Raw genomic sequence first — 22129 nt, 5'->3', positions numbered from 1 at the left:
TTATTCCATATCGGCCATTTGATGAAAAAAATCATATTCATATTCTTATTTCCATTGCTATTATCTTCAACGGTAAAGGCAGATGATTATGATGTTTTATATGACAGACTATATGCCGATTATGTAGCACCTGTTCCTTTAGGAATGTTAGTTATTCAGGGATATATGGATAGCCAACAGACAAATGGAAGCTGGACAGATATAAACTACGATCAGCATACTTTTGTTGGTGGTTGGCAGCCTATTAAACATTGGGAAAGACTTGCAAGCATGGCATTGGCATTAAAAAAAACAAGTTATTCGTTTTATGGCAATGCTATCCTAAAAGGTAAAATTAAGGCAGGATTACTTTACTGGTATAATCGCACTCCTCAGCCCTATTCTAGTAACTGGTATGATAATGAAATAGCCATGCAGGATCATATCAACAAAATACTGATTTTAGTTAAAAATGATTTTAGCGGTGCAGATTGGGATTCTGTTATAAAAACAGGGTGTGATAAATATTTGTCATTTCCAACAAATTACCATCTTCGCACACTTACTAATGCTGTTTGGATAGCCCGCAATCTGATACATCACGGGGTGATAGAGAAAGATCAAGCAATTTTGCAGGAGGGGATAAACAAAATGGCAACACAACTAGCTATCCAGCCGGGGCATACAGAGGGAGTACAAAAAGATTACTCTTTCTTAGTGCATAGGTTACAAATGTATAATGGCGGGTATGGTAAATCCTTAATAAATACAATTAGTTACTATATGCACTTAATAAGGGGGCTTACATTGGTTGGCTTTAGCACCGAAAACGTAGTGCTGTTAAGTGATTTCTTATTGAATGGAGATCAGTGGATGACTTATGGACAGACGTATGATTTTAGTACGGTGGGACGAAATATTAGTCGTAGAAGCGATCAGGGAATATCGAGTTCGGGATTGAAATCCACGTTAATTAGGATGCAAAGCGTGGATCCTGAAAGAGTTGCGCAATACCAGTTAATGTACAATCACCTGAATAATCCTACCGGAACCATAACCGGTATCATGGGAAATAATTTTTTTTACCGAGCCGATTATATGACACATCGGAGGGAGAATCTTTTTATTGGCGTAAAAATGTGCTCAGCAAGAACGGTGGGAACGGAAGGACTAAATAGTGAAAATCTTTTAGCTTATTGGCTGCCGTTTGGCGCTACAACCATTATGAGGAATACGAATGAGTATTACGATATTTTTGGAGTTTGGGACTGGACAAAAATACCAGGTGTCACCAACCCTGCGGTGCCTGTGATATGGCCTTCAACAAGTGTTTATCATAGCCAGTCTACCAGTTTTGTAGGTGGTGTGTCTGATGGTATTAACGGTATTACTGCTATGCACTTGCAAAAAGACACTGTGATTGGTGGGGTAAATGTAGATATTGAAGCCAAAAAAACCAATTTTTTGTGGAATGGCGAGATGATTTGTCTGGGTGCAGGCATAAACTCTTCTTACAGTGGCGCATCCACTACCACAACCATAAATCAATCGTATTTAAAAACAGCTGTTCTAGTGGATAGCAATATCATCCCAAAGGAAGAAAATACCTATCCTAATGCGAGATGGGTACACCACGACAATACCGGTTATGTTTTTGCAAACAATACAGCTGTTCAAATGAAAACCAATATGCAAAGCGGTAACTGGTACACTATTAACAAAAACCAGGTAAATCAAACCGTAAGTGCAGATATTTTTAAACTATGGATAGATCATGGAAATGCACCATCTAACGCAAGCTATGAATATATAGTTTTACCAAACAAAAGTGTAGCAGAAACTAATGCTTATGCCACTAATATGCCTGTAACAATACATGCAAATACCGCTTCTTTGCAAGCAGTGAGTCATGTTTTGTTGAGGCAAGCGGGTATTGTTTTTTATAACCCAGGAAATATCACGATTGAGCCAGGACTTACCATTTCGGTAGATAAAGCATGTGTTCTGCTGGTAGATTACAGTAAACCAAAAGTAAAAGTCACTCTATCAGATCCAGCACAAATTCAAAGTTCAATACAAGTGTCGTTAAGTTATGCTGGTTCGGAGAGCGAGGTTCTTAACTTTATTATGCCTTTGGGTGATATGTTGGGCAGTAGTGTTTCTTTAGTTGCTTCAAAACCCAGATATGCGAAAGGTTTATGGGAGAAAACAGCGATTGAATGGGAGTATAATCTTGGTGCAAATACAGGTGCTGGGCAGGTAGGTAGTCTGGGTTTTACCGAGCTGGGAGGCTCCTCTATTACAAGCATGCCTTCTTCCCTAGGATTTATGCCTGTTCCATCATCCGGCAAAATACGAATTGCTAACAAAAACACCCCAACTCCCACAGGTGAGGGAGAGTGGCATTTGGTTAAATATGGAGCATCACCTGCACTAAAATTTGTTTCTTCGAAGGCGGGGAGAGTAGCCAAATTTTCTATGTTCGATATCGAAACTGCAACATCAGTGGCCAGTTTTTTTTACACTATTACTTTTGAACAAAACAGTTCTATGAAAGAAATGGACTGGCAGTTTGCTATAGGACGAACAGATGGAGTCAACCCCAATGGCGCAAACCAGTTGATTAATCAAAACAGTGGCGTTCCGGCCAATTCGTCTACTACAGGTTTTGCAGATTTTTTTGCCACTGTAAGATGGCAGATACCTGAAAATTCCCCTTTTAATTCTAATCCAGAATTCAGATACTGTTATAAAGGGTCAGGAATAGGAGAAGAGATTGCAGGAACAACCTATGAGCGGGTATTGAACGGTCTAAAGTTTACACAAGGTACAGCCTATAATATGGAGTTCTATTGCAATAACTCTGCGGAACAGCAAAACTATGTACGCGATGCTGTAACATATACAGTTGCTTCCAATGCTTTGCATATATGGGCCAACGGGATACCATTAACTACTGTTATAGGTGGAATTACAACAAACAATATACCTAGTTATAATTTAGCGGTTAATAATAAATTAGATGCTTGTGTTTTTATAGGTCAAAGGTCTTCAATAATTGGATCAACGAAACATGCTGTCGGTTATATCCAGAATATTATCATAAGACATGTCGAAGAACAAAGTATTATGCCCGTCTCTCTTCAATCTTTTAACATTACAGGCAATGGTTCTTCTATGTTGTTGAAATGGTCAACAGCATCAGAACAAAACAACTACGGATTTGGCGTGTTAAGAAAAGCAAAAGATTCGGAATTTGAAATTATCGGTGATGTACCGGGTGGAGGTGACTCTAAAGGGATTAAATTCTATTCTTTTACAGATTATAACCCTTTTCCTGGTGCTAATTATTATCAGTTAAAACAATTTGATAATAATGGGAAATATTTTTTGTCTAAGGTAATAGCTGCCAATGTGACTAACGCTAAAAATGAATTAAAGATACATGTTAATGCTGCTGAACAATTAGTTGTGTCTTTTTTTGCTAATGATCTCTCAACTTCATCATCAGCCATTTGTATAAATGATATGTATGGAAGATCTGTTTTAAGTGTGAATACTTCTTTAGTACAAGGTCACAATACGATACCGTTAAATATTAGTAATCTGATTAGGGGAGTTTATACAATTACATTAGCTACGGGAAAATACAGGTATAACTCCAAGTTTATTTATTAAAACAAATATTATCATTGTGCTAAAAAAGATACATTTAAAAAGTTGCATCATCTTAATTTTTTCTCTTTTAAACTTTGCTGCAAAAGCTCAGTTGAAATTACCAACCTATTTTAGTAATGATATGATACTACAAAGGGAACAAGTAGTGAAAATATGGGGTTGGAATGCTCCTTCACAAGAAGTAGCTATTAAATTTAATAATAAAGAATATAAGACAACAGCTTCAGTAGATAGTGTTTGGAGAATTAATCTCCCACTAATGAAAGCAGGAGGGCCTTATGATATCAATATAAGAAGTAATGGTAAAGAAGTGTCTTTTGTTAATGTTTACTTTGGCGATGTGTGGTTTTGTAGCGGACAGAGTAATATGAATTTTAAGGTAAAACTAGTTCAGAATCACGATAAAGAGATACAAGATGCAGAGTATCCTCAAATAAGACAATTAGATGTATCTCGGGTAACAGCTCTTAGCCCTCAGCTGAATCTTAAAAGCGCAAAATGGTCTATTGCTAATTCCAATACAATTGATGACTTTTCTGCCGTTGCGTGGTTTTTTGCAAAAGAATTATATAAAAAAGAGGGCATTCCTATTGGCATTATTCATTCCTCATGGGGAGGCTCTCCTATAGAAACTTTTATGAGTGTTGATGCGCTAAAAGATTTTCCATCAGCTCAAAAGAAAATAGCGGTTATCAGCCCCGATTATATAAATGGTATAAAGGCCCGTAATAAAGCATTAATTGCTGCGGCTCCTCCAGGAACTAAAAATCCGGAAGGATTTATAAATGTAGATAACCATTATCCAACCTTTGTTTATAATGCTATGATTGCTCCTTTTTTTTCAAATCCCATAAAAGGAGTCATATGGTATCAGGGAGAAAATAACATAGGCTTGAACTCTTGCTATACTTATGAGGAGATGTTGACTAATATGATTACTTCCTGGAGAACATCATGGCAAAATAGTAATCTGCCATTTTTAGTAGTACAATTGGCTAACTATGGGAAAGTTACCGAAAAGCCAGAATCTGCTGGATGGGCTGTTGTGCAGGAAGCACAATCTAATGTTTCTAAAAAATTAGATTATGTAGGTTTGGCAGTAACCAATGATATTGGAGATCCTAATGATATACATCCAACAAATAAACAAGATGTAGGCAAGCGCCTCGCTTATCAGGCTCGTAAAATTGCGTATAGACAAAAGAATTTAGTGGTGCAAGGTCCAATAGTTAGTAAAATACGTAAACTTAAAGATAGGTTTAAATTAAGTTATGAGAATGTTGGCAGTGGTTTAATGGCAAAAGATAGTGCCAACCAACTAAAAGGATTCGCCATTGCTGGGCAAGACAATGTATTTCACAGGGCAAATGCCTCGATAAAAGGTAATAAAGTAATCGTATGGAGTGAGGATGTATTACAACCTATAAATTTGCGCTATACATTTGAAAGTAGCCCTGCTGCAATTAATTTTTACAATAAAGAAGGCTTTCCTGCAGTCCCATTCCGTACAGATAAATTAAAAGATGCCTCTAAAAGTCGTTAACGAATAATACTTACATTACATGAATTTTTTTAAAATAAGCTGGGCAATATTGCTTTGTATTGCCATTTCAACGAGCTCTTTTGCACAGATCAATACCTCAACAGAAAAGAAAATAGACTCCTTAATCAGTTTAATGACTTTGCAGGAGAAAATAGGGATGATTCACGCCAGTGGTGCATTCACAAGCGGAGGAGTAAAACGTTTGGGCATACCAGAACTGGTAATGAGTGACGGGCCAAGTGGAGTAAGACGTGAAATTGGGAATTTTTGGGAATATTATCGAAAACCACGTCCGGGATATTTAGATTCATCTACCTATTTACCTGTTGGGATGTGTTTAGCGGCCACATGGAATCCTATTCTTGGTTATGCTTATGGAAAGGTTTTGGGCAGCGAAGCAAATTTTCGTGGCAAAGATGTTATACTAGGACCTAGTGTAAATATAATTCGCACACCTCTTAACGGAAGAAATTTTGAGTACCAGAGTGAGGACCCTTATTTATCAGGTAAAATATCTGTTGAATATATAAAGGGAGTACAAGATCAGGGAGTATCGGCATCTGTAAAACACTTTGCTGCAAATAACCAGGAAGTGGACAGGCGAACCATTAATGTTGAAATGAGTGAGCGGGCGTTACGTGAAATTTATCTGCCAGCGTTTAAAGCAGCAGTAGTGGAAGGTAATGTAAATACAGTAATGGGTGCTTATAATAAACTAAGAGGCCAGCATGCTTCGCATAACGAGTACTTAAACAACAAAATACTGAAGGGAGAATGGGGTTTTAAGGGTTTGGTAATGAGCGATTGGGAAGCAGCAAATAATACTTTAGAGGCATTACTTTATGGTTTAGATATAGAAATGGGAGTTGAAATTGACTTAGGTACAGATCCCACAAAATATAATAAATATGTACTAGCAGATACTTCTGTAGTGCCTTTGGTTAAAAGTGGGAAAGTGCCAGAGTCTGTAATAGATGATAAGGTGCGTAGGATTTTGCGGGTGATGTATAAAACCCGTGTTATAGAAGGAAACAGGCCTCAGGGAGCATACAATACACTAGAACATCAGCAGATAGCCTTAAAAGTAGCAGAAGAAGGAATTGTGTTATTGAAAAACACGAATAATATATTGCCATTAAACAAATCAAAAATTAAAAGTATCGCCGTAATTGGAGCAAATGCCGATAGAAAAAATGCACTTGGCGGAGGAAGTTCCCAGGTAAAAGCTTTTTATGAGATAACACCATTGCAAGGAATCAAAACCATTGCCAAAGATAAAATTGCGATTAACTTCACCGAGGGGTATCGAATAGAAAGAACGCCTACTGCAAATACAGATTCTTTAATAAAAGAAGCGGTAAAATTGGCTTCTTCTGCAGATGTAGCTATTGTATTTGGAGGTTGGACAAACAAAAATACAGATACAGATCGTTTGTTTTTAGATGCAGAAACTAATGATAAACCCAATATGGACATGCCATTTGGCCAGGATAAATTAATAGCAGCGGTTTTAAAAGCCAATCCCAAAACAATTATTGTCCTGTTAGGAGGAGGAGCTATAGATATTACACAGTGGGAAGAAAAAGCAAGTGGAATTATCGAGTCTTGGTATAGTGGTATGGAAGGTGGAAATGCACTTGCTAAAATAATTTTTGGAGAGGTAAACCCATCAGGGAAACTGCCTGTTACTTTTCCAAGGAAATTAGAAGATTCTCCGGCTCATAAACTAGGAGAATATCCGGGTAACGGCAATACGGTTCATTATAAAGATGATATTTATGTCGGCTATCGCTATTTTGATACCTATAAAGTAAAACCTCAGTTTGCTTTTGGGCATGGTTTATCCTATACCACTTTTAGATATAATAACATAAAAACAAGAAAGATCGCACCAGATAAAGTTGAGGTAACCATGTCTATAACTAATACAGGTAAAATAGCTGGTGCTGAAGTTGTACAATTATACATCAAAGATGAGAAATCTTCATTGCCACGCCCATATAAAGAACTAAAATCCTTTCAAAAGGTCTTTTTAAAAGATGGCGAGTCAAAACATCTTACATTTCTACTAAACAGCGATGCATTTAGTTATTATGATGATAGGAATGGTAAATGGGTTGTTGAACCTGGTATATTTGAATTATTAATAGGAAGTGCCTCTGATGATATCAGATTGAAACATAAGTTTAGTCTTTAAACGGGTTTATGAAAAAGAAAATCATAATTACCTTTCTCTTAATAATGTGCGTTCGGAACATGTTGATAGCTCAACCTAAAATTGTGCTTAAACTTGATGATATCGGTGTTGCTAATCACCTTTGTAAGGCTGGCCAGGTAATGGATTATTTATTGCAAAAGAGTATTAAAGCATCGTATGGGTTAATTGCCAATCGATTAGATGAAACAGCTTTTTCTACTTTAAGTAAATACATAAATGCCACAAATAGTAGGGATGAAAGAATGGTAGAATTATGGCATCATGGTTTTGATCATTCCAATAATAACCTCTCAAATAACAATAAGGAGTTTAGTGGTACAAGCTATGGATTTCAAAAAAAACATTTTAATGATGCCAATCAATTAATAATTAAAAAATTAGGAGTTCAGATGCATACTTTTGGTGCACCCTACAATGCAGCAGATAGTGTTACATTAAAGGTGATTTCAGAAAATTCAAATTATAAATTAATCTTTTTCCCAAGTTTAGATGTTGGCAAACATTTAAAAATAACAAGTTTAAATAATCGGGTTGATATGGAAAAAGGTGTGGGAAATCCTAACTACGAATATTTTGTATCAAACTATGAGAAAAATGTTGTTTACCAGCAGTCTTTTATGATTATACAAGGTCACCCCAATAACTGGACTATAGAACAATTTAACGAATTTACTAAAACTATAGACTTTCTTGTTTTAAAAGGATGTGAGTTTGTATTGCCATTTGAACTTGTGAAATAACCACAATAATTAATAAGAGTTTACTATTTTTGAAAGTTAAATTAAGATAACAGGTTATATGCAACAGGCAATAAATAGATCTTTTGATATACTTGAGTATTTAGCAATTGATCCGGAAATACCACGCAGTTTTAGTGATATAGCTATAAATGTTGGGTTAAATACAGGTACTTGCGCAAATATTATTAAAGCCATGGTTAAGCGTGGCTTTTTAGAGAAATTAGACGATAAGAAAGGTTACTTATTAGGTAAAAAGCTTTACCAGCTCACAAGTTTCGATGGTTATAAAAAAGATTTGATTCAAGTTGCTAAGCCACTTTTAGAAAAACTTACAGAAAAAATTAATGAAAATGCTTCTTTAGCTGTGCTTAAAGAAAGCTCAAGAATATTATTACATCAAACCAAAAGCAAGCAGGAGATTCAGGCGACTTCTTCAATAGATAAACCTGCTTATGAATCCTCAACAGGAAGGTTATTACTTGCAGTGCAAAAAGATGCCGAAATAGAAAAATATTTGCAGAATTGGGGATTACCTTCTTTACCTGTATGGAAAGAAGCTGCGACAAAAAGCGGCTTTTGGTCCCAAATAGAGAAGATAAGAAAAGATAACTATGTGATTCAGGAATCTCAGAATCAGATATCCGGCCTATCTGTCGCTGTTTTTCAAAAGGATAAAGTAATTGCTTCAATTTGCTTATATATGCCATCTTTTAGGTTGATTAATTTTGATAAAAGTTATCTTATTTCTGAATTACAAGAAACCGCCAAACTTATTTCCTCTTCTCTTTAGTTTCTTTGCACTAAAGATGTAATCATTTGGTTTTATAAACGATATAGGTTGAGTTTTTAAACCAAAAGGCAAATCGCATTTAGTCTCTCGACTCAATATTTTAAGCATTTTTTCTATGTTCAAGAAATAAATCCCTGTATACCTCTCATTTATTTATTCCCGAAAAATTGAATAAATAAATATTTGGAAAATTTAAATTTAAACGTAGCTTTGTATAGTAGAGCTTTACTTTATATAGTAAAGCAAATACTTCCAAATTATAAACTTCTTGTATTATAAATATAAGGTCCATGAAATTAAAAGGTAAAAGAGCACTAGTTACCGGCTCATCAAGAGGCATAGGTAAAGAGATTGCATTACAGCTTGCCAAAGAGGGTGTTATTGTGGCACTTCATTATTCTAACAATAAGATAGAAGCAGAGAAAGTTCTTCTTGAAATTAAAGAGTTAGGAGTAGAAGCTTTTCTATTTCAAGCTGATTTTAACGATCCTCAGGAAGCTATTAAATTAGGAAATGATGTTTGGGATAGCTTAGGTTCTATAGATTATCTAATTAATAATGCAGGAGTTTCTTATAAGACTCATTTTTTAGATGCTACTATAAAAGATATTGACTTTTTTACGAATATCAATTTTAAAAGCACTCTGCTATTAACTCAAACCATTACAAGGAAAATGGTTGAAACCAGCACTGAGGGAAGTGTATATTCCGTGACTTCAATTAATGGTATACAGCCAGGTATAGGGCTGAATATTTATGGCGCAACAAAAGGTGCTCTGGAAACATTGATGAAAGGGGTTGCTTTAGAATTGGCGCCACATAACATAAAAGTGAATACCATTGCTGCGGGGGCAATACAAACATCCATGAATGCGCCTGTCTGGAAAGACGATAATAAACTAAGATTAGTGAATGATAATATTCCTCTTGGTAGGTTGGGGCAAGCACAAGAAGTGGCATCTGTAATTGTAAGCCTCCTTTCTTCTGGTACTTATATGACAGGGGCAACCATTGTTGTAGATGGTGGCTGGATGCTTAACCAAGGCTATATTAATCCTCAAACTTATAATTTTAGTTAAATGAAACTGTCTTTTTTATTTTTCGGTAACAAGCCGGATGAGAAGTGGGCTTTGTGCAGGCAGATGGGAATAAAGTATGCGATTGCTAAGTTAGATCCAGAACTCACGGGAGACGCTGCCCCATGGGAGTTAAGTTCGATGAAAAGATCCTATGATATATTCAAAGAAAATGGATTTGAACTTATTGGTTTCGAAGGAGATCAGTTTGATATGAATCGTATAAAATTTGGATTAGAAGGCAGAGAAGAGGATGTCGAAAAATATTGTCTGATGTTAAAGAACATGGGCAAATTAGGTGTAAAACTGCTTTGTTATAATTTTATGGCAGGAATTGGCTGGTATAGAACCAACACTGCTTTAAAAGAAAGAGGTGACGCATTGGTTAGTGGCTTTAGTTTAGCAGACGCAGAAAAATTAAGTCCATCTAAACTAGTTTCTTTAAGCGAAGAGAAATTATGGGAAAACTATAAGTGGTTTTTAGAACATGTTTTGCCTGCTGCAGAAAAAGCAAACGTAAAAATGGCCCTTCACCCTGATGATCCCCCGGTATCTCCTTTAAGAGGAGTTTCCAGAATATTTATAAATGCTGCAAATATTCGCAAAGCTCTCACTTTGGTTGATAGCAATTCTCATGGTCTTACCTTTTGCCAAGGAACCTATACAACTATGGGAGAAAACGTAAAAAGTTTAATTCATGAGTTTGGAAGTCAACAAAAAATATTTTTTGTACATATACGTGACGTAGAGGGGAACGCTTCAGATTTCAAAGAAACATTTCATGATAATGGACCAACTAATATGGTTGATATGTTTAAGGCCTACCAAAATACAGGAATTGACGTACCTGTACGTTCAGACCATGTGCCTACCATGGCCGGCGAAAATAATGAGCAACATGGTTATGCGATGAAAGGCAACTTATTTGGAATTGGATATATGAAAGGTATTATGGAAACATTAGGGATACCCCAAGAATAAATAAAAAAATTGATAAGACTTTTACTATAAACCAAGTACAAGCAATCTACTAAACCAAAACTAACTTTTATAACAATAATTATGATCCTGCAAACCGATAGCGAGTTATTAAAACAATTGAAAAGTGGTAATTCAAAAGCTTATGACCAGATTTTTTTGAAATATTATAAAGTATTATGTGTGAATGCCTATTTTTTTTTAAAAGATTATCAGGCATCAAAAGACCTTGTTCAAATATTTTTTTTAGAAATATGGGAGAAAAAGTTGTACCTAAATTTAGAGGGCGAGATAAAAGGTTATTTATACAGATCTGTTCAAAATAGGTGTTTAAATAGTTTAAGAAAAGAAGAATCAGAGCAGAGAAAGAGAATAGGCTTTTATGAGATTTACTCAAATGAAGACCATACTTTAGATAATAATATAACTGAAAGTCTATACAATAGGTTAGCTAATGCATTGCAGCAATTACCTAAACAAAGACAGGTGGCTTTACAGATGGTTTATTTTGAAAAAAAGAAATATCAAGAAGCGGCAAATGTGATGGGTATAAGCATTAATTCTTTAAAAACACATTTAAAAATAGGTATTAAAAATTTGCGAGAACAGGTAGGAAGTTTCGAAAACGCTTAACCTGATTTATACTTTTTGGTGTATATATAATACTACTTGTATGCAATTGTAGATTAAATAATAAAGAATAGATGGTGCCAGATTCGGAACAAATTAAACTTACTGAAAAGGCTGTGTTCACCAATACAACAGTACCTAAATCTTATAAGTGGGAACTGCTGGTGTTGCTTTGGTTAGCATTCTTTTTTAATCAAGCAGATCGCCAAATATTTAGTGTTGTTATGCCACTAATACGTGAAGATCTTTCTTTAACTGATGCAGAATTGGGTTTAATTTCATCTGTTTTAGTTTGGACTTATGGTTTGCTTGTGCCTTTAGCTGGTTTTGTTGGAGATAAATTCTCCAAGAAAAAAATTATTGCATTTAGTCTTTTTATTTGGAGCACAGCAACATTGTTAACGGGTATCTGTACCACCTTAGTTCAGTTTATACTTTTAAGAGGTGTGGCAACTGGAGGCGGAGAAGCTTTTTATGCCCCGCCTGCAAATGCATTATTGAGCGATCATCATAAAAAAACGAGGTCTATAGCTTTATCAATTCATCAAACTTCGGTATATGCTGGTATTATTTTAAGTGGTTTTATAGCAGGTTTTATTGCAGAAAGATACGGTTGGCAAAAAGCTTTTTATTGCTTTGGTTTTTTAGGTGTTGCTTTAGCTGTGGTCATCTTTAAAAGATTGGCTAATGATATACCTATAGTAATAGTAAAAACACACCCTTTTAAAGAAACTCTCAAAGAAATTATAAAAAAACCTAGTGTTATTTTATTGACCCTCGGCTTCGCCTGTATGGTTTTTGTAAATGTGGGCTATTTAACGTGGATGCCATCTTTTTTAACAGAAAAATTTCATCTTTCTTTATCTAATGCCGGTTTTTCGTCGATGTTTTATCATCATATAGGCGCTTTAGGAGGTGTGATTTTAGGTGGTTCTGTTTCAGATAAACTTGCGTTTAAAAATCCGGTTTTTCGTTTAGTAATACAAGCTGTTGCCTTATTATGTGGAGCACCCTTTATTTACTTTTTAGGGATTGCCCAAACAGAAACGCTTATGTATGTATCGTTGTTCCTTTTCGGCTTTTTTAGAGGAATATATGACTCAAATATTTTCGCCTCTTTATATGAATTGGTAAAACCTCATATAAGATCATCAGCATCTGGAATTATGCTCATGTTTGCTTTTTTAACAGGTGCTTTTTCTCCGTATTTATTGGGTGTTTTAAAGCCAACGCTAGGTTTGGCAACAGGTATATCATGGTTATGGGTAAGCTATTTTTTAGGAGCAATATTTATTACAATTGCGGCAATGTTTTTCTTTAAAAAGGATAGAATTTATACGTACAGTTGAGATTTGATTAAGAGGAAGTGATAAAGTTAATAGAAAGAAAAATTGAGGAAGTTGCAGAAACAGAAAAGGAATTTGCTGAGCATTTGGGCATACAAAAAAAATATAAATATAATTAAGGAGTAAACTATTTAAAACAATTGTTATGAGTATAGACACGTATAAAAAGGAAGTGAGCATGATGAAGCTTGATAAGCTAACAGAAATGTTGGAAGGTGTAGAGGAAGTTGTTTTTCCTATCCCAGATAAGGAACTACTTAAGAGGTTTGAAAAGTTATATACTGGTGCTGTAAATGATGTTCTTAGAGAGCGCTGTTTAATTAATCAGGCTTTGCCAGGCCATATTGTCCCTCTTCGTGAATATCAAACTGTTGCTGGATTTGCTTTTACAGTGAAAAGTGCGCCCCATGTAAAAGTTAGAGGCGAAATGGAATATCGTACTGAAATGCTAGATGAAATGGGTGAAGATTCATTTGTAGTATGGGACACTTCTAATGATTCGCAAGCAACTTTATGGGGAGGAGTAATGACAGCAACCGCAAAAGGTAAAAAAGTAAAAGCGGCTTGTATAGATGGAGGAATTAGAGATACTCACCAGATTTTGGAAGCCGATTTTCCCATATTTTACAAATACAGAATTTCTAACGGTAGTTTAGGACGTTGTTTAATTACAAGCTATCAATCTACTTTACTAATTGGTACAGCGACTGTGAAGCCAGGAGACGTTGTTTTGGGAGACATAGACGGAGTACTGGTGATTCCTCGTGGGATAGCATACGAAGTACTACTTCGTTCTGAAGAAATCAAAGAGAATGAAGATAAGATTTTTGGTTGGGTACGCTCAGGAGAAACAATACATGAAATATCTGCAAAAGGTGGGTACTTTTAGAATGTATTGCTAATTAATCGAAATATAAATCCCGGTTTAATACCGGATTTATATTTCGATTTTTCCTCAGAAAGGCCCACAAAAATTTTTATTCTTACTGGTTAGACAAGTTTGTGTAATAATTTATTTTCAAATCTTGGAAATTGCTGACTCTAGTTTTTTGATTTTCAAATAGAATATCCCATCGGCAAAAGCTGGTTCCTCATTCGCTCTGCAAGCGCCACTTTTCCTTCACCCGCATTTGCCTTCGCACAGCAGAGTTCTTAGGTATTAATGATGATGGTGGAATGAATTTGCTGCATCTTTGCAAATATCACAATACAGAGATGGAAAATAAGTGTTTCTCTTAGGTATCTGTTTTTCTTTCAAGAATATACCGCTCGGTATACCGTTTTGTCCGTTTCCAAGGCTCAATACCAGCAAAGTATCCCCGGAGGATACTTTCAACCCCCTCAGTGATAGCTTAGGATAAGAAAAGTAGGGCCCTGCTCCAAATCTGCTTGCTCCTTAAAATAGGACCGTCCGTCTAAATAGTTTGTGGAAAATCAAAGCGAAATTATTCAGATGCTCCATTGCCTTCCAATAAGCTGATGATATCTTCGCGTTTGTAATAAAGCGAACCTCCAATTTTGGTAAAGGTTAAAGTTCCGTTTACACGAAGCGTCTGTAAGGTTCCGGGCGAAATGTTCAAGAACTTTCGTACTTCATAACTTTTGAGCCATTCTTTAGGTGCTTCAAATTTTCCGGGTCTGATGATTTTGTGGATCTCGTTAAGCAGTTCTGCTTTGAACTGATAAAGGTCGTCTTTGGTTAGAATTTCTACTGCCATAGTATTGCTTTTGTAGGTTTGTAAATAGGCTGAGTGGAAACGAAATTTTTGCCATGAAGGCTTTATTTCTAGTCCATCTCAACTGTTATCTTCTTCAAAATTCGGAACTGCTTTTGGATAAACATCACAACCTCAACCGTAGTTGTGATATTTTTTTTCAAGATTATTTTTCACGGTAGATAAAAAATAAGCACATCCGAATTGCGCTTTACAAAAATAAAAAGAATGTCAGAGAATATCCTGTCTAAAATATGGACTGGATATTTGATGGTTTTTAGTTGGCGTAATCTCTTTGGGAATACAGTTGAAAAAGTATCGATACAATGGGTTGTAACACACGCATTTTCTAAATAATATTTTTGAATCCTAAATTTATTTTTTATATATTTGAATGATATTTAACGCATTGATACTTTTAAATATAGTTTATGAATGATATTTCATACGTTTCAGATTATAGTGATTTAGCTATTCTGAAACAAGTTGGAGAATTTATTAAATCCAAGCGTATCGCCCAAAATCTTACGCAAGATGATTTAGCCGAAAAAGCAAGCATAAGCAGATCCACCCTAAGTTTGGCAGAACGTGGCGAAAGCATTGCCTTTTTAAACCTACTGAAAATTATGCGGGTACTTGATGCCTTATATGTTTTCGAACAGTTTAAGATCACGAAACAGATAAGTCCGATGCAGTTGGCAAAAGAAGATGAGAAGACCCGAAAACGAGCTTCAAAAAGTGAGGTAAAAACTGAAAAAGGATTAGAATGGTAACGACAGCTTTTATAAAATTATGGGGAGAAAGGATTGGTGCAGTAGCTTGGGATGAAGCTCAGGGATTAGGCTCTTTTGAATATGAAAAACGCTTTATTGCAAAAAAAATAGAGATAAGCCCGTTGAAGATGCCATTGTCTTCACGTATCTATTCTTTTCCAGAATTACGAGATACATCAACCTTCAAAGGATTGCCGGGATTGTTGGCAGATGCCCTGCCTGATAAATATGGAAAAGAATTAATCAATATATGGCTTGCCCGCAACGGACGTCCGGAAAATTCACTAAATCCAGTAGAACTTTTATGTTTTATCGGCACTCGAGGAATGGGCGCATTAGAATTTGAACCTTCTATCCTGAGCACCAAAGCCAGCTCTCAATCATTGGAGCTTTCTAGCTTGATTGACACTACAATGAAACTACCCGAAAGTAGAGCACAGTTTGAAGCCCATACAGACCGTGAAATGCAGGATGTCATTTTGGATGTGCTGAAAATGGGAACTTCAGCAGGTGGTGCCCGACCAAAAGCAATCATTGCTTATAATGATAAAACAGGGATGATCCGTTCGGGACAGACGTTACAGGAAAATGGATATGAACACTGGCTTTTAAAATTTGACGGCGTAAACGATTCACAATTTGGAGTAAGTTATGGTTATGGTCGGGTAGAAATGGCTTATTATAAAATAGCTAAAGATGCGGGAATTAAAATGATGGAAAGCCGTTTGATTGAGGAAGAAGGAAGGGCGCATTTTATGACCAGGCGTTTTGACAGAAAGAATGGCAATCAGAAACTGCATGTACAGACTTTCTGCGCCATACAGCATTATGATTTCAATAAGATTACCAGCTACAGTTATGAACAACTATTCCAAACGATGCGCCAGTTGAAACTTAGCTATGCCGATGCTGAGGAAATGTACCGTCGGATGGTTTTTAACGTACTCGCCCGCAACTGTGACGACCATACTAAAAACTTCGCTTTTATGATGGAACCCACAGGGAAATGGGAGTTAGCACCAGCGTACGATATTTGTTACGCATACCGACCTGATAGTGAATGGGTAAGCCAGCACAACCTAAGTATAAATGGCAAAAGAAAAGATTTTGTTAAAGCCGATCTGTTAACCATTGCAAAACAAAATTCAATACGTAATCCAGAGGGTGTAATCGCTGAAGTTTTAAATACGATAAGTAATTGGATGCACTATGCCGAAACTTATAAAGTAGAAGAAAAGCTAGCGAAAGCGATAGATAACACACTCATAAAATCGATATAAAGCCTATTGAATTTTCTTTACAAATTAGTATTCAATTTCCATGAGCCGATTAAAAAGATTAATCGGCTCATTATTTTTGATTATTTGAGCCGATTAAGAATGAAAGTCGGTCCGTTATCTATAGCGGGTAATTTTCAAATATTGGCGCAATTCACTTACCGATAGAACCGCTACGGGAAACCTCGATTACCTTTACGATAAAAACTCTTCTAAATATCTAAATACTTGGAAAACAAAGAACAAGTCATTTAAATGTATGACCTTCCTCACTCTTTTTATCCTCAATTTTACTCAAATTTGGAAAGGAGGAAAAATCTTATGAAAACTTTAGATATCCAATTTGTTCATCCTGTTCAAGGAAGAGTTCAGTTAAGAAATAAGGCGACGAAAACAGTTAAAAACTTCACTTTCATCAGTGATGAAAATTTCACTGTACACATAAAATCAAAGGATTTAGCCGACGGAAACTGGTCCGCGTCTTTAGAATGGAATCATGATAAGCAATTATTTTTGATCGAAAAGAATTTTAAAGTTATTAATGAGAAAGTCGTTCAGTCTGTATAAAATTGAAAGACAATACAAGACGTAAACGAATAATCGTTTACAGACCAAATAAAGCCAGTTCCAATCAATTCAATAACCTACAAAACAACTAATTATGGAAACCATGGTGCAAAAGCAATTATCCGCCGAACTACAAGAACTTTATCTTAAAAACAAAGAATGGCTTTCCGATATTTTGTTTTTGGACGAAGAAGTGCGGTTTTTTAGAAAGCTGTTTGATAAAGTCATCACCTTAGCTATTCATGAAAGAAAAATTGAAGGACTTTATCCCATAAATATAAGTTTGACTAAACTCAGTGAAAAGCGACAACTGCTGAAAGAGGTTATTGTCAAACATCAAGGTCTGCTGGCTTCGGCAATTAAAGACCAATCGGAAATAGGTATGGAATTACTAAATGAAAATGCTGAAATTTCCAAAGAAATAAAAAGCCTATTTGCAGAAGAGCGAGCAGTTCGCAAAAATCTGTATGCCTTAAGCGAAAATATTTTTGAAGAAGAAAATAAGCATCACTTGCTTTCCAAATAATAATTTTCAGATGAACGTTCAAATCATTCGCTTTGCATTTACTCTTTTCTTCGTCGCTTTTTCTTTCATCGGTTGCGGGCAAACGGCGGTAAATGAAAACTCAACAAATAAACTACAAGAAAGTTGGGAGCAGAGCCTAAAAGGAAGCTTTAGCGAGCAAGTTGAACTTACTTTTGATAGTTTAGAGATTGAAGAATTCTTTAAAATTTATCCGCAAATTGACAAAGTAAAAATAGATGTTGGTACTTTTTACAGAACTAGAGCATACGCTTATGCATGGTTTGAAAATGGCCTACCCATTGAACAAGCGGGTAATTTATATAACAGAATTATCAACCTAGAAGAAGAGGGGATTTATCAAACTATTCCTTACCGCAAAGAATTAGATTCTTTGTTTTATGCGGTCGATAAATATCAGAAGAAACCAAATATTTTGTTGGAACTGATGCTTACTGCCCAATACTTTGCGTTTTCTAAATTGAGTTGGGACGGCATGGACAAAGCTGTGAGCGAATCTTTGAAATGGCACCTCCCACGTAAAAAAGTGAATTACGAATATTATTTGGATAGCCTTTTAAAATACAAAGATTTAGACGCTAAAGAACCCGTTTATAGGCAATATGCTTTACTGAAAGACTATTTAAAAAAGTACAAAGCTTTAGAGCAACTAAACAATTGGAATACCATCCAAACTTCGGGTACCTTAATCCAAGGCGACACTTCAAACATTGTTACTGATGTAAAAAAGCGATTTTATTTATTAGGAGATTACAAGGGAGATACCACTGCTGTATTTGATGAAGAACTATATCAAGCTGTTGAAAGTTTTCAAAAAAGAAATGGTTTAAGTATTGATGGTAAAATAGGTCCAGAAACCATCCGTACCCTAAACATTCCTTTAAAAAGTAGGATTCGCCAAATTATAGTAAATATGGAACGAAATCGCTGGTTGCCTATTTCCACTTATCAGGATGTGCTCGCTGTAAATATTCCCGATTTTAAGCTTCATGTTTTTCATGCCGATACTTTGTTATGGAATTGTAATGTGGTAGTTGGTCAAACCAGCCATCCCACTACATTATTTTACGGAGAAGTAAAATATGTAGTTTTTAGACCTTATTGGAATATCCCTGAAAGTATTGTGAGAAATGAAATACTTCCGCATATCAGAAAAAAACCCAACTATATTTCTACTCACGATATGGAGATTACCGGCTATAGAAATGGTTTGCCAATTGTAAGGCAAAAACCTGGCGCCAACAATTCTTTAGGATTGGTAAAATTCCTTTTTCCAAACAGCTATAATACTTACCTGCATGATACGCCAGCTAAATCATTATTCGGGGAAACCTCCAGAGCTTTTAGTCATGGATGTATTCGCGTGGAACAACCAGTGAAACTTGCAAACTTCCTTCTTCGTAATGATGCTTCGTGGACGGCGGAGAAAATCAATTCGGCCATGAAAAGTGGAAATCAAAAATATGTAACGCTCAAAGATAAAGTGCCTGTGTTTATTGCCTACTTTACTGCATTTGTTGGGCAAGATAAAAAGCTGAATTTTAGAAAAGATATTTACGATTTGGATGAACGTTTGGCTGATATGATTTTAGACGATTCTGGAAAAGCTAAAGATTAATCCTTCTACTTATAATAGATCAACAAAATGGACGTGAATAATTTTGACGTACAAGGACTAAGTAAGGGTGCTGTGGAGAAGTCCAGATTAAAAAATGGCGCCAACAGTTTGTCATTTAGAAAGTCAAACGGATTTTTTGATGCCCTAAAAGGATTGACGAAAGAACCAATGGTCATTTTATTGCTGGTTACTTCCTGTATTTATTTTGCAAGCGAACAACCTGGAGATGGTGTTTTCCCTGCTTTAGCAATTGTGTTGGTTGCGGGAATCTCCCTTTATCAGGATTCTAGAAGTCGAAATGCGTTCGAAAAACTTAAAGACTATTCACAGCCTAAGTGTAAGGTAATTAGGGATGGGAAAGTGATAGAAATAAAAAGCTAGTGGTAGGCGACAGCTTGATGGTACAAGAAGGCAGTTCGATTACTGCAGATGGCATAATTATTCATTCTAATGATTTTTCCGCCAACGAAAGTATCCTTATGGGAGAATCGCTCTCCGTTTACAAAGACAAATCCTCAAAAGATAATTTAATTTTTCATGGTACAACTGTCGCCAGCGGATTGGCCATCGCCACAATAACAGCAATTGGTAACCAAACCCGGTTAGGCAAAATCGGCGAAAGCCTGGAATATGATATTTAAGAAACACCTGCTTTTTAAAAAAATATCAATAAAAATCCCACGAGTTTGATAATTGCAAACCAACATCAATTATACTCGAAATTATAATCCTATTTACTGAATTATAATACGTTACATTTATATACTTTCCTCTGTTCTCTCCAAACGATAAATTGAATACGTGAGCAATTAGCTATAAAACTTAAAGCAGTGCAAAACGAAAAAAAATCAGCCATGTCTAAAACAATAGATACGACAACCAATGATGAACAAACCGATATTCTTGAAGCAGCTGGATTAACGGGAGTATGCACAGACGAGCATCTGAACGTGATAAAGGCATTTGGAGATACCACCATTTACCTTAAAAACGACAATTTCAACTTTCAGCTTACGGAGCTATTACCGGATAATATTGCGTTAATTATAAAAGCTGCAGCCCATCAAACGCTGGAAAAGCAAGAGCCGATAGCGTTAAACGATTTAGATTTCAGCGGTGGAGATTTTGCAGAAAACTATTTTGTTAATGTTTTAATTAGTCCATTGCCTACTAAAAACAATACCCCGCAACTGCTTGTCCTTTTTAGTTCAAATAAAAAAAAGCATAAAAATAAATTCACTACCTCGTCAGGCGATCACAAAAAATTAAACATGAACTATCTGACTAGTTTGGAGCGTGAAATAGAAGACGCAAAAAACAAGTTAAATACGGCTTACGAATTGGTTAATTCTTCTAATGAAAATATCCAATCCTTTAATGAGGAACTGCAGTCTGCCAATGAGGAAATGCACAGTTCCAATGAAGAACTACAATCTGTGAACGAAGAATTGCAGACTATTAATAAGGAACAACAACAAACCAACGCCGAGCTAACCGAATCTAATAACGACTTAAATAATTATTTCCGTAGCAACACCAATGGGCAGCTATTTGTTGATCATAACCTGATGCTCAAAAGGTATTCAGCAGGTACTGTTAAGCATATTAATCTTCAAAAAAGCGACATTGGTAGACCATTTGGGGATATTACTACCAACATAAAGCTTGAAACACTTGTCGCAGATGTTAAGCAAGTCATGCTTGACGGGCAAATTATTGTAAAAGAAGCAGAATCTTCTGATGGCAAAATGTACCAAGTGATGACTATGCCCTACGTTTTAAAAGATACAGGCAAAACCGATGGTGCCATCATCAGCTTTTACGATATTACTGAATTTAAAAAACTACTTGCCGCATTAGACATCAGTAATAAAAGCTTGACAGATTCGGTAGCCATTATTGAATCGAGCCGTGAACAATTAACGGAATCTCTTGCAAAGGAAAAGCAGTTAAATGTGCTAAAAAGTCGCTTTGTTTCTATGGCATCTCATGAATTTAAAACCCCGCTTACCGCTATACAACTTTCGGCAGCATTAATCGGTAAAGTAGCTCTTGACTCCGACAATATTGCGTTAAAAAAATATGCTGAAACCATTAAAAATGCGGTCAAAAATTTAACGAACATTTTAAATGATTTTTTATCCGTGGAAATTTTGGAGACAGGCAAAATAAATCCAATCCTTAACACTTTGGATATGGTTGAATTTGCAGAAGAGATTGCTGAAGACATGGAATCGCTCACAAAGAAAGAGCAACAAATAACTTACAAGCATACCGGTGTGGATCGTATGGTTACTTTAAATTCGTCTATGCTTAAGAATGGTATTATTAATTTAATTAGTAATGCAATCAAATATTCGGGTCCAGAATCTTTAATTGAATTTTCTACCACAATTATTGCGGATGAGTTGACGATTGTAATCAAGGATAACGGGATGGGAATTCCAGACAAAGACCAGCTCCATTTATTTGAACCATTTTACAGAGCACAAAATATTGGAAATATACCCGGTACTGGCTTGGGCTTAAATATAGTGAGCAGGTACACGGCAATGATGAACGGCAAAATTAAGTTTGAAAGTAAACTGGGCGAAGGAACAACTTTTACGCTTGTTTTTCCGGTTAAACCAATTGATCAAATAGCTTAAATTAAACAG

19 protein-coding genes are annotated in these 22129 nt (G+C 35.7%); 18 read left to right on the top strand and 1 reads right to left on the bottom strand.

The annotated features are described in order from the left end of the window. Positions 1 to 21 precede the first annotated feature (21 nt). The 10 genes from B176_RS0110965 to B176_RS0110910 all read left to right on the top strand — a co-directional run bounded on the left by B176_RS0110965 (position 22) and on the right by B176_RS0110910 (position 13867). Complete coding sequence (locus tag B176_RS0110965; RefSeq protein ID WP_017258858.1) at positions 22 to 3657, top strand: polysaccharide lyase family 8 super-sandwich domain-containing protein; 3636 nt, start codon at positions 22 to 24, stop codon at positions 3655 to 3657. Between the two features lie 16 nt (positions 3658 to 3673). Next, a complete protein-coding gene (locus B176_RS0110960; protein ID WP_017258857.1) occupies positions 3674 to 5200 on the top strand; it encodes a sialate O-acetylesterase in 1527 nt (508 codons plus the stop codon). 19 nt (positions 5201 to 5219) lie between these two features. Continuing rightward, a complete protein-coding gene (locus B176_RS0110955) occupies positions 5220 to 7397 on the top strand; it encodes a glycoside hydrolase family 3 C-terminal domain-containing protein (RefSeq protein ID WP_017258856.1) in 2178 nt (725 codons plus the stop codon). Positions 7398 to 7405: 8 nt separating this feature from the next. Then, positions 7406 to 8158, top strand: a complete 753-nt coding sequence (locus B176_RS0110950) for a DUF2334 domain-containing protein (protein WP_083852708.1) — start codon at positions 7406 to 7408, stop codon at positions 8156 to 8158. A 58-nt stretch (positions 8159 to 8216) separates the two neighbouring features. Then, on the top strand, positions 8217 to 8948 hold the full coding sequence (locus B176_RS0110945; RefSeq protein ID WP_017258854.1) for an IclR family transcriptional regulator: 732 nt from the start codon (positions 8217 to 8219) through the stop codon (positions 8946 to 8948). A gap of 290 nt (positions 8949 to 9238) precedes the next feature. Further along, positions 9239 to 10027: an SDR family NAD(P)-dependent oxidoreductase gene (locus B176_RS0110935; protein WP_017258852.1), complete on the top strand. Its 789-nt coding sequence runs from the start codon at positions 9239 to 9241 to the stop codon at positions 10025 to 10027. Then, positions 10028 to 11005 carry a mannonate dehydratase gene (locus B176_RS0110930; protein ID WP_017258851.1) on the top strand — a complete coding sequence of 326 codons (978 nt, stop codon included), beginning with the start codon at positions 10028 to 10030 and terminating at the stop codon, positions 11003 to 11005. An 81-nt stretch (positions 11006 to 11086) separates the two neighbouring features. Continuing rightward, entirely contained in the window at positions 11087 to 11635 is a 549-nt protein-coding gene (locus tag B176_RS0110925) for an RNA polymerase sigma factor (RefSeq protein ID WP_017258850.1), read from the top strand. A gap of 71 nt (positions 11636 to 11706) precedes the next feature. Further along, entirely contained in the window at positions 11707 to 12981 is a 1275-nt protein-coding gene (locus B176_RS0110920) for an MFS transporter (RefSeq protein WP_017258849.1), read from the top strand. Positions 12982 to 13123: 142 nt separating this feature from the next. After that, positions 13124 to 13867, top strand: a complete 744-nt coding sequence (locus tag B176_RS0110910; protein WP_017258847.1) for an RraA family protein — start codon at positions 13124 to 13126, stop codon at positions 13865 to 13867. A gap of 556 nt (positions 13868 to 14423) precedes the next feature. On the opposite strand, the gene B176_RS0110905 is transcribed toward B176_RS0110910, so the two are convergent. After that, positions 14424 to 14696 carry a helix-turn-helix domain-containing protein gene (locus B176_RS0110905; protein ID WP_017258846.1) on the bottom strand — a complete coding sequence of 91 codons (273 nt, stop codon included), beginning with the start codon at positions 14694 to 14696 and terminating at the stop codon, positions 14424 to 14426. Positions 14697 to 15124: 428 nt separating this feature from the next. Here B176_RS0110905 and B176_RS0110900 point away from each other — a divergent pair, with 428 nt between their 5' ends. The 8 genes from B176_RS0110900 (at position 15125) to B176_RS0110865 (ending at position 22120) form a co-directional block, all read left to right on the top strand. Continuing rightward, entirely contained in the window at positions 15125 to 15466 is a 342-nt protein-coding gene (locus B176_RS0110900) for a helix-turn-helix domain-containing protein (protein WP_017258845.1), read from the top strand. Continuing rightward, positions 15460 to 16746, top strand: a complete 1287-nt coding sequence (locus tag B176_RS0110895; RefSeq protein ID WP_017258844.1) for a type II toxin-antitoxin system HipA family toxin — start codon at positions 15460 to 15462, stop codon at positions 16744 to 16746. Before B176_RS0110900 ends, B176_RS0110895 begins: the two co-directional genes overlap by 7 nt. 318 nt (positions 16747 to 17064) lie before the next feature. Further along, a complete protein-coding gene (locus B176_RS0110890) occupies positions 17065 to 17310 on the top strand; it encodes a hypothetical protein (RefSeq protein WP_017258843.1) in 246 nt (81 codons plus the stop codon). Between the two features lie 94 nt (positions 17311 to 17404). Further along, on the top strand, positions 17405 to 17836 hold the full coding sequence (locus tag B176_RS0110885; protein ID WP_017258842.1) for a hypothetical protein: 432 nt from the start codon (positions 17405 to 17407) through the stop codon (positions 17834 to 17836). Next, complete coding sequence (locus tag B176_RS0110880) at positions 17799 to 19472, top strand: L,D-transpeptidase family protein (protein ID WP_161603023.1); 1674 nt, start codon at positions 17799 to 17801, stop codon at positions 19470 to 19472. Before B176_RS0110885 ends, B176_RS0110880 begins: the two co-directional genes overlap by 38 nt. 27 nt (positions 19473 to 19499) lie before the next feature. After that, entirely contained in the window at positions 19500 to 19853 is a 354-nt protein-coding gene (locus B176_RS21410; RefSeq protein ID WP_026063277.1) for a cation-transporting P-type ATPase, read from the top strand. Next, positions 19853 to 20113, top strand: a complete 261-nt coding sequence (locus B176_RS21405) for a P-type ATPase (protein ID WP_026063276.1) — start codon at positions 19853 to 19855, stop codon at positions 20111 to 20113. The genes B176_RS21410 and B176_RS21405 overlap by 1 nt, the downstream gene beginning before the upstream one ends. A gap of 189 nt (positions 20114 to 20302) precedes the next feature. Next, on the top strand, positions 20303 to 22120 hold the full coding sequence (locus B176_RS0110865) for an ATP-binding protein (RefSeq protein WP_017258840.1): 1818 nt from the start codon (positions 20303 to 20305) through the stop codon (positions 22118 to 22120). Positions 22121 to 22129 lie beyond the last annotated feature (9 nt).

This window comes from Pedobacter arcticus A12 (genome assembly GCF_000302595.1).
Lineage (GTDB): Bacteria > Bacteroidota > Bacteroidia > Sphingobacteriales > Sphingobacteriaceae > Pseudopedobacter > Pseudopedobacter arcticus.
The sequence above is the reverse complement of the archived record's forward strand: the minus strand, read 5'-3'. Positions and strand labels throughout refer to the sequence as shown.

Excerpts from the sequence above, each read along its gene's own strand:
- B176_RS0110945 (WP_017258854.1), top strand. The coding sequence starts at position 8,217 with ATGCAACAGGCAATAAATAGATCTTTTGATATACTTGAGTATTTAGCA.
- B176_RS0110930 (WP_017258851.1), top strand. The coding sequence starts at position 10,028 with ATGAAACTGTCTTTTTTATTTTTCGGTAACAAGCCGGATGAGAAGTGG.
- B176_RS0110965 (WP_017258858.1), top strand. The coding sequence starts at position 22 with ATGAAAAAAATCATATTCATATTCTTATTTCCATTGCTATTATCTTCA.
- B176_RS0110935 (WP_017258852.1), top strand. The coding sequence starts at position 9,239 with ATGAAATTAAAAGGTAAAAGAGCACTAGTTACCGGCTCATCAAGAGGC.
- B176_RS0110925 (WP_017258850.1), top strand. The coding sequence starts at position 11,087 with ATGATCCTGCAAACCGATAGCGAGTTATTAAAACAATTGAAAAGTGGT.
- B176_RS0110895 (WP_017258844.1), top strand. The coding sequence starts at position 15,460 with ATGGTAACGACAGCTTTTATAAAATTATGGGGAGAAAGGATTGGTGCA.
- B176_RS0110890 (WP_017258843.1), top strand. The coding sequence starts at position 17,065 with ATGAAAACTTTAGATATCCAATTTGTTCATCCTGTTCAAGGAAGAGTT.
- B176_RS0110900 (WP_017258845.1), top strand. The coding sequence starts at position 15,125 with ATGAATGATATTTCATACGTTTCAGATTATAGTGATTTAGCTATTCTG.
- B176_RS0110910 (WP_017258847.1), top strand. The coding sequence starts at position 13,124 with ATGAGTATAGACACGTATAAAAAGGAAGTGAGCATGATGAAGCTTGAT.
- B176_RS21410 (WP_026063277.1), top strand. The coding sequence starts at position 19,500 with ATGGACGTGAATAATTTTGACGTACAAGGACTAAGTAAGGGTGCTGTG.
- B176_RS0110950 (WP_083852708.1), top strand. The coding sequence starts at position 7,406 with ATGAAAAAGAAAATCATAATTACCTTTCTCTTAATAATGTGCGTTCGG.
- B176_RS0110920 (WP_017258849.1), top strand. The coding sequence starts at position 11,707 with ATGGTGCCAGATTCGGAACAAATTAAACTTACTGAAAAGGCTGTGTTC.
- B176_RS0110955 (WP_017258856.1), top strand. The coding sequence starts at position 5,220 with ATGAATTTTTTTAAAATAAGCTGGGCAATATTGCTTTGTATTGCCATT.
- B176_RS0110885 (WP_017258842.1), top strand. The coding sequence starts at position 17,405 with ATGGAAACCATGGTGCAAAAGCAATTATCCGCCGAACTACAAGAACTT.
- B176_RS0110905 (WP_017258846.1), bottom strand. The coding sequence starts at position 14,696 with ATGGCAGTAGAAATTCTAACCAAAGACGACCTTTATCAGTTCAAAGCA.